Here is a 15615-nt window from a genome sequence, read left to right as displayed (position 1 = left end):
GCACAGAGCCAAAAAATAAAGGAGAAAAAATGAAAAAATTTCTTAGTTTCGAATTTTGGCAAAAATTCGGTAAGTGTTTAATGGTCGTGATTGCAGTTATGCCTGCAGCAGGTCTTATGGTTTCTATCGGAAACTCTATTCCGTTAATCAGCCCAGAATCAGAACTCTTGATTCGTATTGGGAATATTATCGCCCAAATCGGTTGGGGGATTATCGGAAACCTTCACTTGCTCTTTGCCTTGGCTATCGGTGGTAGCTGGGCTAAGGAAAAAGCTGGCGGTGCCTTCTCGGCAGGTCTTGCTTTTATCTTGATTAACTTGATTACTGGCCACTTCTTTGGTGTGACGACTGACATGCTTGCAGATGCAGCGGCAACCGTAACCACTGTTTTTGGAACAGAGATTCCAGTTTCAGGCTACTTCGTCAATATCTTGGGTCAACCTGCTCTGAACATGGGTGTCTTCGTTGGTATCATCGCTGGTTTTGTAGGGGCAACAACCTATAACAAATACTACAATTACCGCAAATTACCTGATGTTTTGACCTTCTTTAACGGTAAACGCTTCGTACCATTTGTGGTTATCTATCGCTCAGTTCTTGTAGCGCTAGGATTAGCTATCTTTTGGCCAGTTGTTCAAACAGGAATCAACAGCTTTGGTAAATGGATTGCAAGCTCACAGGATACAGCACCAATTCTTGCACCTTTTGTTTATGGTACCTTGGAACGTTTGCTTCTTCCATTCGGTCTTCACCACATGTTGACCATTCCAATGAACTATACGTCACTTGGTGGTACCTATGACATCTTGACAGGTGCACAAGCAGGTACACAAGTATTTGGACAAGATCCGCTCTGGTTGGCTTGGATTACAGACTTGATCAACCTCAAAGACGCTGGTGATATGGCTCAGTACAATGACCTTCTTGCAAACATTACTCCAGCCCGTTTCAAAGTTGGTCAAATGATTGGTTCATCAGGGATTTTGATGGGATTGACTTACGCTATGTACCGCAATGTGGATGAAGATAAAAAACATAAGTACAAAGGTATGTTTATTTCATCAGCACTTGCAGTATTCTTGACAGGTGTAACAGAACCAATTGAGTTTATGTTCATGTTTGCAGCAATGCCACTCTATGTCGTTTATGCTTTTGTACAAGGTGCGGCTTTTGCCATGGCTGACGTTGTCAACTTGCGTATGCACTCATTTGGTAATATCGAATTCCTTACACGTACACCGATGGCGATTAAAGCTGGTATCGGTATGGATGTTATTAACTTTATCTGGGTAACAGCCCTCTTTGCGGTTGGTATGTACTTCATTGCCAACTTTATGATTAAGAAATTCAACCTAGCAACAGCTGGACGCAATGGTAACTATGATACAGAAACAACGGATGTGGTTTCAAACTCAAACGTAGATACTGCAGATGCCAATTCACAAGTGGTTCAAATCATCAACTTGCTTGGTGGTCGTGATAATATCGCAGATGTGGATGCTTGTATGACTCGTCTTCGCGTTAGTGTTAAAGATGTGGCACAAGTTGGAGATGAAAATGCTTGGAAACAGGCTGGTGCTATGGGCTTGATTATCAAAGACTCAGGTGTTCAAGCAGTCTATGGACCAAAAGCAGATGTTCTCAAATCAGACATTCAAGACTTGCTAGAATCAGGCGTAGCTATTCCTCATACAGAAATTGTGGCGACAGAAGAAGTTGCTCCTGAGACTCAGTTCAAAGGCGTGACGGAGACAGTTTACTCTGTTGCTGAAGGGCAAGCTATTGCCATCACAGGAGTGAAAGATCCAGTCTTTTCACAAAAAATGATGGGCGACGGTTATGCCGTTGAGCCTAGCTCCGGCAATGTTTACGCACCAGTTTCAGGTATTGTAACCAGTGTCTTCCCAACCAAACACGCTGTCGGTATTTTGTCTGAAAAGGGTGTAGAAGTCTTGGTGCACGTCGGCCTAGATACGGTTGCGCTAAACGGTGCTCCATTCTCAGCTAAGGTAACAGATGGCCAACGCGTTGAAGCAGGAGACTTGCTCCTTGTTGCAGACCTTGAAGCTATTCGCTCAGCAGGACGTGAAACAACCATCGTCGTTGCTTTCACAAACACAGCTGAAATCAAATCTGTCAGCCTTGAAAATCTTGGACAGGTCAGTCAAGATAGCCAAGTTGCTAAAGTAGAGTTGTAAAAAGTAAAAAAAGATTGAAAAGATGATTGCAGTCAATTCTTTTCAATCTTTTTCTTTTGGATAGTATGCCATCAGTATTTTTCTAATTTCTTCGCTTCTTTTTTACCTTTTTCAGCGATATGGAGGAAATAAATAGACCAAGCAAGGAAAAATAACGGAATGATGCCACTTCTAAACAATGCGAATGGGGTTTCAAAGAGAAAACCAAACCAAAAACTGGTACCAGTCCGTTCCCATAGTCCTGGAGTTAGGTACCAGGATTTAGGATTCCAAAGTGTGTATCCATTTTGGAGTCCAACTTGGTAATGGATAAAAAATAAGGTCAGAAATAATCCGAAATAGGAGTAGGCATAATTTTGGTAGCGTGAATAGAATGCTTTTTTCGATTCGGTATCAGAAAAAATTTCTGTGCTTGAAGCTTCGATTGTTTGTTGAAAATAATGGATGCCGCATCTACGACTACCTTGTATAGGTTGCCAACCACAGTCTTCAAATAGAGAGAGGTAATTTGAATATTCTCCTTTTGCAATATGTTCATGAAAATCAAGGCGTACGGGATGAGGGGGTCGACTACATTTTTCAAAATGATAGGCTGCTGTCCATGGAGTTACTTTGACAAGCTGATAACCTTCGGATTGAATCGAATTAATCCAATGTTCTTCCTCTTGTAAACTGGTGAATAATTTGTGTCTTATCATAGCTTCCTCCTTAAAAACCTAATTCTTTGGCAATATGATGTAGTTTTTGAATACGCTGTGTTTCCAGTTTAATAATCTCTTGTCCCGTTGCTGTTACTTGATAGACTTTTCTTCTTTTATCGGAACTTGGAACGGAACAAATCCATTTTAGTTTCAAAAGATTCTCAATCGCTCCATACATGGTTCCTGCAGCAATTTTCACATCACCATCACTCATATCCTCTACTTTTTGCATGATATGGTAGCCATGGGCAGGTTCTAAGAGGGCTAATAGAATATAGTAGGTTGTCTCCGTTAAGGGGAGGTGCTTGTTCCTTTTCATTTGGCTTCTCCTATGTAGTTCAAATGTACAGTTGTGCTATATATTGTATATCGGAAAACTATACATGTCAACTGTATAGTGAAGAAGATTTTAAAAATCTTCTCAATCCTTGCCATTTATGGTATAATAAAGCGATTTTATAAAATGTAGGAGGTTCCCCATGGGACGTAAATGGGCCAATATTGTAGCCAAGAAAACCGCAAAAGACGGTGCTAACTCAAAAGTTTACGCCAAATTTGGTGTTGAAATCTATGTAGCAGCGAAAAAGGGTGACCCAGATCCAGAAACAAACTCAGCGCTGAAATTTGTTATCGACCGTGCTAAGCAAGCGCAGGTTCCAAAACACATCATTGACAAGGCCATTGACAAGGCAAAAGGAAACACAGATGAAACCTTCGTGGAAGGTCGTTACGAAGGCTTTGGACCAAATGGTTCTATGATTATCGTTGATACCTTGACATCAAACGTAAACCGTACCGCAGCCAATGTTCGCTCTGCCTTTGGTAAAAACGGTGGAAACATGGGTGCATCTGGTTCCGTATCATTCATGTTTGATAAAAAAGGTGTGGTTGTATTTGCTGGTGATGATGCAGATGCCATCTTCGAATTGCTCTTAGAAGCAGATGTTGAAGTCGATGATGTAGAAGCAGAAGACGGCACAATCACTGTCTATACAGCTCCAACGGATTTGCACAAGGCAATCGTGGCACTCAAAGAATCAGGAATTCAAGAGTTCAACGTTACTGAACTTGAAATGATTCCACAATCAGAAGTATCACTTGTAGGCGATGACCTCGCAACATTTGAAAAACTCTACGACGCCCTCGAAGACGACGAAGACGTCCAAAAAATCTACACGAATGTAGATGGGTTCTAATAAAATTGGCAGTCCAGTGGACTGCCAATTTTATTAGAAGGCTGGAAATTGAAATCGTCGGCAGACGATTCTCATTGCACGTAGGATGTCCTAGAAGGTTGGAGATTGGAACTGCCGGCAGGCAGTTTTCTTTGTATCTAACTGTCCGGGGGACAGTCATTTTTATTAGAAGGTTGGAAATAGAAATCGTCGGCAGACGATTCTCATTGCACGTAGGATGTCCTAAAATGTTGGAGATTGGAACTGCCGGTAGGCAGTTTTCTTTGTATCTAGATGTCCATGAGGACAATTTTTGGCTTAAAAGGTTGGAGATGAGAACCAGCGGCAGCTGGTTTTCTTTTTATCTAAAAATAGAGTAGCACTTTTTTATATTAAAAGGTTGTAAATTCCGAGGGACAGTCAATTTTATTAGAAGGCTGGAAATTGAAATCGTCGGCAGACGATTCTCATTGCATGTAGGATGTCCTAGAAGGTTGGAGATTGGAACTGCCGGTAGGCAGTTTTCTTTTTACCGAAAAAATTAGTAGCACTTTTTTTATATTAAAAGGTTGTAAATTCCGTGGGACAGTCATTTTTATTAGAAGGTTAGAAATAGAAATCGTCGGCAGACGATTCTCAGTTTACGTGGGAAGTCCTAGAAGGTTGGAGATTGGAGCTGCGCTAGGCAGTTTTCTTTGTATCCAATTGCTCAAAGACGATAGTTGGTTGGAACTAGAGAGTGGGGGATTTTATCTTAAGTTCGAAGAAGGTACGATGGAAAAATTTTCGGTGGCTGATAGTAGAGTGCTTGACAGATGAGGTATAAGGAAAAACTATAGCCAGGCTTTGGAAATATCTATTTGAATGGTTACGGGTTTTCTGTTATCATAGAACGGTAATAAGATTAGGAGAATGTATGTCAAATAATTTACTTGTTTTACAATCAGATTTTGGTTTAGTTGATGGTGCAGTTTCAGCGATGATTGGTGTTGCTCTCCAAGAATCGAGAGATTTAGTTGTTCACCATCTAACACATGATATTACTCCGTACAATATCTTTGAAGGTTCTTATCGCCTCTTTCAAACGGTCGAATACTGGCCGGAGGGGACAACATTTGTTTCGGTTGTTGACCCAGGAGTTGGTTCAAAACGTAAGAGTGTAGTAGCTTTGACCGAACAAAATCACTATATTGTAACGCCAGATAATGGGACGCTATCCTTCATCAAAAAATATGTGGGGATAAAGGCGGTTCGAGAAATTTCAGAGGTGGCCAATCGCCGTGCCAATACAGAACATTCGTACACCTTCCATGGTCGAGATGTTTATGCCTATACGGGAGCTAAATTGGCTTCTGGACACATTAGCTTTGAAGAAGTTGGTCCAGAATTAAGCGTGGATAAGATTGTGGAAATTCCAACTGTCCCAACGGAAGTTGGTTCAGATTATGTAAAAGGTGCAATTGATATTCTAGATGTTCGATTCGGCTCGCTTTGGACCTCGATTACGAGGGAAGAATTTTACACCTTGCAACCGCAGTTTGAAGATCGCTTTGAAGTGACCATATACAATAACGACATGCTTGTGTATCAAAACCAAGTAACCTACGGCAAGTCCTTTGCGGATGTACGCATCGGACAGCCATTGATTTATATCAATTCCCTCTATCGTGTAGGTGTTGCGATTAATCAGGGCTCATTTGCCAAGGCTTATAATGTCGGTGTAGGTCAAAACTGGCATATTGAAATCAAACGTATTAGTAATTAAAGAAATTTTAGGAGATAGTTATGAAAAATAATTCAATCAAAACAGTCGTTGCTACTGGTATCGGCGCAGCCCTCTTTGTGGTTATTGGTCATTTAATCAATATCCCAACCTTTGTCCCAAATACTTCTATCCAGCTTCAATACGCTGTTCAATCGCTATTGGCAGTTGTATTTGGTCCTGTGGTTGGCTTCTTGGTCGGTTTCATTGGTCACACGCTTAAGGATTCGTTGACTTACGGTCCATGGTGGTCATGGATTTTGGCATCAGGGGTCTTTGGTTTGGTTGTTGGTCTTACCAAAAAACGTCTGCGTATTCAAGAAGGGATTTTTGAAGGGAAAGATATTCTTTTCTTTAACCTTGTTCAGATTGCGGCGAATGTGCTTGCTTGGGGAGTCATTGCCCCAGTTTTAGATATTCTTATCTACAGTGAGGCGGCGAATAAGGTCTTTGCACAGGGACTTGTAGCAGGTATTGTAAACAGTATTACAGTTGCTATTGCAGGGACACTCCTTTTGGCTGTTTATGCAAAATCTCAAACGAAGACAGGTAGCTTGTCTAAAGATTAAGTTTTTATTTTCCCTAGAAAAAATTCTAGGGTTTTTCAATACAAAAAATACATATATAATAATATAAAACAAACGAAAACATGTGTTCAAGGGGAGAAGTATGGTCTGGACAGAAGAAAAGTTGGGACCGATTATTCATTCTATACTCAATCCTGACGAGGAAGTTTTAAGTCTTTATCAATCGAAAACGACGAAATCAATTTATGGATGCATTCTTTGGAATAGTTATTATTATAAGGTTTTCCGAGTTAGTAACCACCCATCACAATCTACATATAAACAGCCAACTTTTTATGATTTCCATGGCGAATTTTATATGAAGGGAGCGATTCGGACCTACCTTTACCACACGAACAGTTGGTATGAACTTAGTAAACAAGGCTACTACCTTCTTCTCTTTTTTCAAAAGTTATGGGATGAAAAGCAAGAGGTGGAGGCGAGTTGGCAAAATGGTAGGATGCAGATTCGCTTAGTGGTTGAAGAAGTGGGGTGGCAAGTCCATTACCGTTTTCCAGATCATCAGGCAAGGGAGGTTGAACGCCTATTGGCCTCAGGCATGCTGGTGGCCATTCGCTCCTCCAGAAATTTTATCAAGATACGGACGAGTCGTTTTGTTGCACCGTATATAGCTCTAATCAAACAGCGTCAACTTTATCGAAAAAAGCCGAGTAAAGCTATGCTCCAGTGGGAAAAATATCAAAGTCAACTTATTGAAATCCAAAGGACCTATCGGCTAGTGGAGGAAAATGCTCCGCAAACTTTTTTTGGACACTGGTTGAAGAAGGTCCAACTCTATCTCTGCTCTGCCATTTCCAGCTATTGGGAAGAAGTTATTAAAGGAGTGGAGTGGCAGGAGGCAAGAGAAATCAAAGAGCAAAGGAAAATCGAGAAGCCACATAATCCTATTGAAGATAAATGGAAGGAAAATATTGCCAGACGCCATAAGCGAAAAGTGGACCAACTTATCGGACATGATACCTTGGAAAAACTCCGACAGCTGAAAATAGAATTAGACGACTAAGAAGTTATAGCGAACCTTCAATAAATGGGAGCGGGAAAGAACTCGACTGGTCAAAAAAAGAGTTCGTCTTCCCGCCCCCGCACAGTTGATTAGGTCAGATTTGGAGTGTAAAACACGAACAAATCTGCCAATCAACCACTGCGCTGAGATGTTGACACGACCCTTGAGAAGCGAGGTCGGTCTTTTTGCCCAGCCGTATTTTTTACATATAAGCACTGAAGCTGCGAATAGAGGTTCTAAATTTTCAGTTCAGATTTTTGTCTTTTGAGGGGCTAAACGATATAATCGTAAGGTATCATTTATTAGAAATGACAGAGTTTTATCATCTATTGCAAAGATTGAGAAGGAGAAATCATGTCAAAAGACATTCGTGTATTACTTTATTATAAATATGTCCCAATTGAAAATGCGGAAGCCTATGCTGCTGAGCATCTAGCTTTCTGTAAGTCTATCGGACTCAAAGGACGTATTTTGATTGCTGATGAGGGAATCAACGGTACTGTTTCTGGTGACTATGAAACAACTCAAAAGTACATGGACTACGTTCATGCAAACCCATTGTTCAGCGATTTGTGGTTTAAGATTGATGAAGAAAATGAGCAAGCTTTCAAGAAAATGTTTGTTCGTTATAAAAAAGAAATTGTTCACCTTGGTTTGGAAGACAACGACTTTGACAACGATATTGACCCACTTGTAACAACAGGTGCCTACTTGTCACCAAAAGAGTTCAAAGAAGCTCTCTTGGACGAAGATACAGTTGTTTTGGATACACGTAATGACTACGAGTACGACCTTGGGCATTTCCGTGGTGCCATCCGCCCAGACATCCGCAACTTCCGTGAATTGCCACAATGGGTCCGTGATAACAAAGAGAAATTTATGGACAAGCGCGTAGTTGTTTACTGTACTGGTGGTGTTCGCTGTGAGAAATTCTCAGGCTGGATGGTTCGTGAAGGCTACAAGGATGTCGGTCAGCTCCACGGTGGTATCGCAACCTATGGTAAAGACCCAGAAGTTCGTGGCGAATTGTGGGATGGTAAGATGTACGTCTTTGACGAGCGTATCGCGGTCGATGTTAACCATGTTAACCCAGTTGTCGTTGGTAAGGACTGGTTCGATGGCACACCATGTGAGCGCTATGTCAACTGTGGCAATCCATTCTGTAACCGTCGTATTTTGACATCAGAAGAGAATGAGCACAAGTATGTTCGTGGCTGTTCAGCTGAATGCCGTGCTCATGAGCGCAACCGTTACATTTCTGAAAACGAATTGACTCGTCAAGAATGGGCAGAACGCTTGGAAGCGATTGGGGAAACTCTGACTCCAGCAAATGCTTAGTAATACCAAAATTGCATTGAAAAATCAGTGCAATTTTTTTGTGCAATCAGAATTCTTTATATTTTTTCAGTCCATTCTATACGAAGCCTATCAATTAGAAAAGAGAAGGAGATGAAGTCTTGATTTCGCTTAATGTGGCGAGTAGGGAAGAAGTGGATAGACTTATCGAGCGTGTTGAAGCAAATGGTGGACCAATTGCAGATCGCTCGACAGATGCCACGGCTTTTATGGAGCAAGTTTTACGGACCTTGATGGGGATCATTTTAATGTGATTGTGAGGTAAGAAGATAGAATTCATCTGCTCTAGAATCATGGATGAAGGTATTTGAAAAGGGAGAAACTGATGATTCTTCCTTTTTTTCAGAGTCAATTTACGCTATAATAGTCCTATGAAAAAAATCATTGAGTTTAAAGATTTTACATTTAGATACCAAGCGCAACAGGAACCCACTTTAAAAGATATTCAGTTAACGATTTATCAGGGAGAGAAAGTTCTGATTATTGGCCCATCTGGTTCAGGAAAGTCGACGATTGGACAATGTCTTAATGGTATTATTCCAAATATTTACAAGGGAGAACATAGCGGAAGTTTACTATTGGATGGTCAGGCAGCTTTTAATCTTTCAGTTTATGATAAGTCCTTGCTCGTATCAACGGTTCTTCAAGATACAGATGGTCAATTCATTGGCTTATCAGTTGCCGAGGACCTAGCTTTTGCTTTGGAAAACGACATGGAAAGCCAGGTGGTGATGAAGCAAAAAGTAGGAGATTGGGCAGAAAGACTGTCTTTGACCGATTTGCTGGCACATCGACCACAAGATTTATCTGGAGGTCAAAAGCAACGAGTCAGTCTGGGCGGAGTTCTTATTGATGAGAGTCCTATTTTGTTGTTTGATGAGCCACTTGCTAATTTAGATCCCAAATCGGGCCAAGATACAATTGATTTGATTGACCGTCTTCACAAGCAAGAAGGGACCACAACCATTATTATCGAACACCGTTTAGAGGACGTACTGTATCGTCAGGTGGACCGAGTTGTATTGATTAATGACGGTCGGATTTTGTTCAATGGAGGACCTGATGATTTATTACGTACCTCATTGTTACAGGAAAACGGCATCCGTGAACCCTTATATCTATCGACTCTTCGCGCCTTAGGATATCCGATTGCGCAGTCAGAACATCTCTCCTCAGTTTGGGAAATTGATATTGAGGCTTTGAATATAGCATCCCTACCGACTCTACACTTTGAAAATGGAGAGAAAGAGGCTTTGTTAGAAGTCAAGCATCTTCATTTTTCCTATCCTAATAAACAAGTTCTTACAGACATTCGACTGACGATTCATAAGGGGGAACGTCTAGCTATTGTTGGAAAAAATGGTGCTGGGAAATCTACTTTAGCCAAGGTGCTTTGTGGTTTTATTCAGGGTAAGGGTGAGATTCTCTGGAAGGGGCAGTCAATCAAAGAAGATTCTGTTAAAGAGCGAGCAGAACGGATTGGCTATGTTCTTCAGAATCCCAACCAAATGATTAGCCAAACGATGATCTTTGATGAGGTTGCCCTTGGTTTGCGCATGCGAGGGATGACAGAAGAAGAAATCAAACACCGAGTTCACCATATCTTGAAGGTATGTGGCCTGTATCCGTTTCGTAATTGGCCGATTTCGGCACTTTCGTATGGGCAGAAAAAACGGGTAACGATAGCATCTATCTTGGTTCTCAATCCAGAAATTATTTTGCTAGATGAGCCAACAGCAGGACAAGATCAACGGCATTATCGGGAAATGATGGAGTTTTTGGACCAATTAAATGCTCAAGGGCATACCATTGTCATGATTACCCATGACATGCAACTCATGCTAGATTATTCAGATAGAGCTGTTGTTGTGGTGGATGGGCAGATTATTGAAGATGCAAGTCCAGCAGAAATTTTATCTGATGATACGGTGATTGAGCGAGCCAATTTAAAAGAAACATCAATTTTTCACTTGGCGGAGAGGTTGGGAGTTAATCCCTTAGAATTAACGACGTTTTATATGCAGGAAGAAAGGAGAGGAAGATGAGTCAACAAAAACTAATTGGTTATCATCCAGGAACTGGCTTTATTCATAGTTTATCGGCTGTCAGTAAATTACTCTTTTTTCTCATAGTTTCCATTCTTGCTATGATTACTTACGATACCCGCTTGATTCTTTTTATCGCAGTATTTTCTCTAGCCTTGTTCAAAATGTCAGGGATTCGTTATAAAGAAATCTCTCTTGTTTTAATTCTGACGATCATTTTTGCTGCAATGAATGCCCTGATGGTTCACTTGTTTGCACCACGGTATGGAGTGGAACTTTACGGAGCAGACACTCCCTTGCTATCAGGTCTGGGAGTTTATTCCTTGACGAGTCAGCAAGCATTTTATCTGGTAAATCTTCTCTTGAAGTATTTTTGTACAGTTCCTTTAGCGATTATCTTTCTCATGACCACTCATCCTAGCCAGTTTGCTTCCAGCTTGAATCAAATTGGGGTATCCTACAAAGTTGCTTACGCAGTCAGTTTGACCATGCGTTATATTCCAGATATTCAAGAAGAGTTTTATACGATTCGAATGTCTCAAGAAGCGCGTGGTTTGGAATTGTCCAGGAAAGGAAAATTGATGGATCGTATAAAAGGGAATCTATCCCTTGTCATTCCTCTGATTTTCAGCTCCTTGGAGAGGATTGATACGATTTCAACGGCTATGGAATTGCGGCGTTTTGGAAAGAATAAAAAAAGAACATGGTATACCCAACAGCCTCTACAGAGAATAGATTACGCTGTCTTGCTATTTATTCTTGCTCTAGTAGTTGTGACAATCTATCTGTTTTTTGTTAATCAGGGTCGATTCTATAATCCGTGGCGATGATTATTGAGTTTATTGGACCTATCAACCCTTTATCGTTGACATATAGGAAATATACTGTTACAGTAGGGAGTGTAAATAAGTTTAGAGTTTAAGTATCAGTTTCATCTTTTGTTTTTCCTCTTGATAAGTTTTACAAATAAATAAAAAGAGGTAACACAAATGGTACAAGGTACAGTTAAATGGTTTAATGCAGAAAAGGGATTTGGTTTTATTGCTCAAGAAAACGGTCCAGATGTATTTGCACACTTTTCTGAAATTCAGTCTAATGGTTTTAAATCTTTGGAAGATGGTCAAAAAGTGACATTTGAAGTGGAGCAAGGCCAACGTGGTCTTCAAGCAACCAATATTACAAAAATTGGATAATAAAAGAGCGGGTTTCTTAGTGAAACTCGCTTTTCTTATGTTTAAAGGGGTCTTTTATTTGGCATACCAGCCTTGCGTGGAAACTTATTTGGAGTTTCCTTTTTCTTTTCGACGATGGTTAGTGTTCGAGGGTCGCCATTTGGAAGAGTATAGTCGTGGTTTTCGATGACTTTTGCGAAGAGGAGATTGAGTGCATTTTTTGCCTGGGTCAATTCATCTTCTGCGCTGGACGCCTTGAGTGCGATTAATTTTCCGTTGAGCTTCAAATAAGGGATAGTCAATTCAGAAAGAATCTGCATGCGGGCAACTGCGCGTGCTGTGACAAGGTCAAATTGTGCACGAAAGTTCTTATCTTGTGCAAAGTCTTCTGCACGACCATGATAGAAATGAACACCTTCGAGCTCTAGTTCTTCGGCAAGCAAATGTAAAAAGTTAATTCGTTTATTAAGAGAATCAATGATGGTAACATCTAGTTGCGGAAAGATAATCTTCATAGGTAGGCTAGGAAATCCAGCTCCAGCTCCAATATCTAAAAGCCGAAGAGGTTCGTTCTGAATATGGCCTTGCAGGATTGGAGCGATAGAATCGTAGAAATGCTTCAGATAGACTTCGCTTTCTTCAGTAATAGCTGTCAGATTGATTTTCTCATTCCATTCCACCAATAGTTGGAAATAGCGATGAAATTGGTGTTTTTGTTGGTCAGTTAATTGAATACCTTGGTCTGCCAAGGTTTTATAAAATACTTCAGGTTTCATAATCTTATCTTATCATAATTTAAGCAAAAGAAAAACCCAGAAGAGTCTGGGAATTTTCTTATTGACCATCTGTCTGTCCCGTCGCAGGATTGTTTCCTGTTGTTGCAGTTTCAGTTGAAGAAGTTGCAGTCTCGGTTGAAGTTCCAGATGATGTTTCGCTTGATGTTGTCGCCGCTTCGGTTGTTTCACTAGTTTCAGTCGAACTAGAAGAACTTGTACTAGAGCTAGTGTACGTGTTATAAGCATTGGAGAGTGAGCGACTACCTCTGAGATAGTAGTTGGAACCGTAACGTACGAGTCCGCTTGGCATCTCCCAATCGGTAGCAGTATAGTCCGAATGCATAAAGAGCATCATATTGTGGTAGACATCTGTTGCAATTCGCATGCTGTTATCAAGGATAGGAGTCATACGATTGGTATATCCGGTCCAAACAGCCATTGCATACTGACTAGAATATCCAACAAAGTTTTCATCAGGAACGACCATGTAGCTATAATTTGCTTCTGGAATTGAAGCTAGAATAGTATCCGTTTCGCTATCGGTATAGTTTGATGTACCTGTTTTACCTGCCATAGGAACTCCACTAACAGAAGCGTTTAATCCATAACCGTAAGACATAACAGCCTTCATCATATCGGTCATCATGTAGGCTGTTTCGGCAGACATGACTTGAGTCCCTTGAGGAGCGTATTCTGTTACTGTTCCGTCACTAAAGACAATTTTATTGACATACTGCGGAGCGTAGTATGTGCCGCCATTGGCAAAAGCGGCGTAGGCAGCAGCCATCTTTTCACTACTTGCCCCATACTGGCTACCAGTGTCGGATGTATTACTTGAAATAGCATTAGAGTAATGAATATCTGGGTAATCGATACCAACGCTATTCAAAAATTTCAAGGCATTTTCTAAACCTGTAGTTTCCAATGCTTTAACGGCTGTAACATTTCGAGAATACTGAATAGCAGTCTTAACAGAGATATTCCCATAGTATTGTTTATCCCAGTTATTGACAGGAGTTGTTGTGCCTGGATAATTATAAGGACCGTCTAAGATTAAATCTGCTGTAGATGTATAAATGCCGTTTTCAAAAGCAGGAGCATAGTCTGTGATTGGCTTCATTGTAGAACCAAAGTCGCGGTTGGTTTCAACGGCTTGGTTGGTACCAAATGAGACGTTTGTTTCTTGTTTACGACCACCTAATTGTGCAACGACTTTACCATTAGAAACATCCACAACCGTTGAAGCTACCTGTAATAAATCATCTGGATAGCTGACATACATATCTGTATTGTAGATGTTCCAAAGTTGTTGCTGGGCGGCAGGATCGACGTTCGTATAGACATCCATCCCTGTTGTCAGCAAGTTGTAACCTGTTTTTGCTTCAACTTCTTCAACGACTTGTTTCAGATAGTTGTCCATATAAGCAGGATAAGCAGCTGCATTAGATAATGGTTGTAAACCATCTGTTACAGGTGTTAGAACAGCTTGTTCATACTGGGTATTATCAATGTACTTTTCTTCCAGCATCTCAGCCAATACCAAATCGCGACGTGTTTTTGCATCTTCTGGATTGGTATAAGGATCATATTGGTTTGGCGCTTGAGGCATTCCTGCTAAAAGAGCTAATTGAGGAAGAGTCAAATCTTTTAACTCTTTTCCATAAAAAGCAAGAGCAGCAGTCTTCATACCGTAGTTACCATTTGACATATACACCTTGTTGATGTAGTAGGTCAAAATCTCTTGTTTGGTATTGCGACGTTCCAATTGAGTAGCCAGCCAAGCCTCTTGAATTTTCCGTTTTAGATTTTGATCTTCTACGGATGTCGAGAAATAAGTCAGCTTGATAAACTGCTGGTCAAGTGTCGACCCCCCCTGCAAACGTCCTCCGCTCAAGTTATTAATCAGGGAACCTGCAATACGAATCACGTCAACCCCTCTATGATTGAAGAAGCGTTGGTCTTCGATTGCGACAATCGCATTTACCAAGTCTGTTGGAATTTCCTCAGTCTTAGCACTCGAACGTTTTTCTGCTCCTAAATCTGCAATAAGATTTCCGTTCTTATCGTAAATTTTACTTGATACAGTTGCTGTCAAAGATTCTTCTGTCAATTCTGGAGCGCTTTGGATGTAGTAAACAACCAATGCAGCTCCGGCCAGGCAGGCAATGATAGCCCCCGCAAGTAAAATATTTGCAGTGATTAGAAGAGCTTTTTTAATTGTTGTAGTTTTCAAAAGATTCACCACCTAATAGATTTTTTTCAACGATTTCCAGATATGGGATGCTGGGGAAACGCCCCATTTGAATCTCAAAGCCGTATTGTCGAATAAAGGTTAGAGGCATCGACTTACTACCCATGTCTACTTGATAAAATTCGATCAAATGAGTGGCTGGCAAGAGATAGGTTTCTTTTAATGTTGAAAAGTGAAGAAGGACAAAACAAATGCCACCTTGTTTTACAACCTGTTTCATGTGTTCAATCTGATGCGCATGAAAATTTTTCATAGGCATGGATGCTTTTTGGCGTGTCTCTTTCGCTTCAAAATCAATATAATGTCTTTTAAAAACACCAGAGTAGTCTGTGGTAGATGCCTGTCGAAAGTATGCCTCGACAATCTTAGCACGGCTCCGTTTGGGGTAATCAACTTTTACAATTTGCACGGGAGTTGGCTTCTTGTGAATGACAGCAATATCGTGCGCAAGGTAATATTGATTGCTATCGTTGATAGCAGCCTCAAAAGACATTCCGCGATTAGCAAAGTTTACTCGCTGGGATGAAACAGGACTGGTTCTATTGATTTTTTTTGACACCTTATGAGGATAATTGACCATAGAACTCCT

The 15615-nt window shown here is 40.7% G+C and carries 15 protein-coding genes; 10 read left to right on the top strand and 5 right to left on the bottom strand.

The window, feature by feature from the left end; genetic code table 11:
- Positions 1–29 precede the first annotated feature (29 nt).
- A complete protein-coding gene (locus K5Q22_RS07720; protein ID WP_205014349.1) occupies positions 30–2198 on the top strand; it encodes a PTS transporter subunit IIBC in 2169 nt (722 codons plus the stop codon).
- Positions 2199–2269: 71 nt separating this feature from the next.
- Here K5Q22_RS07720 and K5Q22_RS07715 read toward each other — a convergent pair whose 3' ends face one another.
- The gene (locus K5Q22_RS07715) at positions 2270–2896 is read right to left on the bottom strand and encodes a DUF2812 domain-containing protein (RefSeq protein ID WP_024379995.1); all 627 of its coding nucleotides are present in this window, start codon (positions 2894–2896) and stop codon (positions 2270–2272) included.
- A gap of 10 nt (positions 2897–2906) precedes the next feature.
- The gene (locus K5Q22_RS07710; protein WP_004194196.1) at positions 2907–3218 is read right to left on the bottom strand and encodes a PadR family transcriptional regulator; all 312 of its coding nucleotides are present in this window, start codon (positions 3216–3218) and stop codon (positions 2907–2909) included.
- Between the two features lie 160 nt (positions 3219–3378).
- Between K5Q22_RS07710 and K5Q22_RS07705 the strand changes: the two genes are divergently transcribed.
- The 9 genes from K5Q22_RS07705 (at position 3379) to K5Q22_RS07665 (ending at position 12020) form a co-directional block, all read left to right on the top strand.
- Positions 3379–4095, top strand: coding sequence for a YebC/PmpR family DNA-binding transcriptional regulator (locus K5Q22_RS07705; RefSeq protein WP_205014350.1), 717 nt, complete (start codon positions 3379–3381; stop codon positions 4093–4095).
- 895 nt (positions 4096–4990) lie between these two features.
- Complete coding sequence (locus K5Q22_RS07700; RefSeq protein WP_004194192.1) at positions 4991–5839, top strand: S-adenosyl-l-methionine hydroxide adenosyltransferase family protein; 849 nt, start codon at positions 4991–4993, stop codon at positions 5837–5839.
- 20 nt (positions 5840–5859) lie between these two features.
- The gene (locus K5Q22_RS07695) at positions 5860–6405 is read left to right on the top strand and encodes an ECF-type riboflavin transporter substrate-binding protein (RefSeq protein WP_024413688.1); all 546 of its coding nucleotides are present in this window, start codon (positions 5860–5862) and stop codon (positions 6403–6405) included.
- Positions 6406–6505: 100 nt separating this feature from the next.
- Entirely contained in the window at positions 6506–7426 is a 921-nt protein-coding gene (locus tag K5Q22_RS07690) for a hypothetical protein (RefSeq protein WP_205014351.1), read from the top strand.
- Between the two features lie 354 nt (positions 7427–7780).
- On the top strand, positions 7781–8764 hold the full coding sequence (locus K5Q22_RS07685) for a rhodanese-related sulfurtransferase (RefSeq protein WP_024415006.1): 984 nt from the start codon (positions 7781–7783) through the stop codon (positions 8762–8764).
- Positions 8765–8883: 119 nt separating this feature from the next.
- The gene (locus K5Q22_RS07680) at positions 8884–9036 is read left to right on the top strand and encodes a hypothetical protein (RefSeq protein ID WP_228380465.1); all 153 of its coding nucleotides are present in this window, start codon (positions 8884–8886) and stop codon (positions 9034–9036) included.
- A gap of 117 nt (positions 9037–9153) precedes the next feature.
- The gene (locus tag K5Q22_RS07675; protein WP_205014352.1) at positions 9154–10827 is read left to right on the top strand and encodes an ABC transporter ATP-binding protein; all 1674 of its coding nucleotides are present in this window, start codon (positions 9154–9156) and stop codon (positions 10825–10827) included.
- Positions 10824–11657 (top strand): energy-coupling factor transporter transmembrane protein EcfT, encoded by an 834-nt coding sequence (locus K5Q22_RS07670; protein WP_024381722.1) that lies wholly within the window; start codon positions 10824–10826, stop codon positions 11655–11657. The genes K5Q22_RS07675 and K5Q22_RS07670 overlap by 4 nt, the downstream gene beginning before the upstream one ends.
- Positions 11658–11816: 159 nt before the next feature.
- Positions 11817–12020: a cold-shock protein gene (locus tag K5Q22_RS07665; protein ID WP_004195223.1), complete on the top strand. Its 204-nt coding sequence runs from the start codon at positions 11817–11819 to the stop codon at positions 12018–12020.
- Between the two features lie 41 nt (positions 12021–12061).
- Here the strand turns inward: K5Q22_RS07665 and rsmG are convergent, their stop codons facing one another.
- The 3 genes from rsmG to recU are packed head-to-tail and all read right to left on the bottom strand — an operon-like array spanning position 12062 to position 15606.
- Positions 12062–12775, bottom strand: a complete 714-nt coding sequence (gene rsmG, locus K5Q22_RS07660; protein WP_004195222.1) for a 16S rRNA (guanine(527)-N(7))-methyltransferase RsmG — start codon at positions 12773–12775, stop codon at positions 12062–12064.
- A gap of 58 nt (positions 12776–12833) precedes the next feature.
- A complete protein-coding gene (gene pbp1a / locus K5Q22_RS07655; protein WP_239514873.1) occupies positions 12834–15008 on the bottom strand; it encodes a penicillin-binding protein PBP1A in 2175 nt (724 codons plus the stop codon).
- Positions 14989–15606, bottom strand: a complete 618-nt coding sequence (recU, locus tag K5Q22_RS07650) for a Holliday junction resolvase RecU (RefSeq protein WP_024384089.1) — start codon at positions 15604–15606, stop codon at positions 14989–14991. Before recU ends, pbp1a begins: the two co-directional genes overlap by 20 nt.
- Positions 15607–15615: the final 9 nt, after the last annotated feature.

Source organism: Streptococcus sp. 2018162 (assembly GCF_019754175.1).
GTDB lineage: Bacteria > Bacillota > Bacilli > Lactobacillales > Streptococcaceae > Streptococcus > Streptococcus hashimotonensis.
This window is presented reverse-complemented; position numbering and strand designations above follow the sequence as displayed.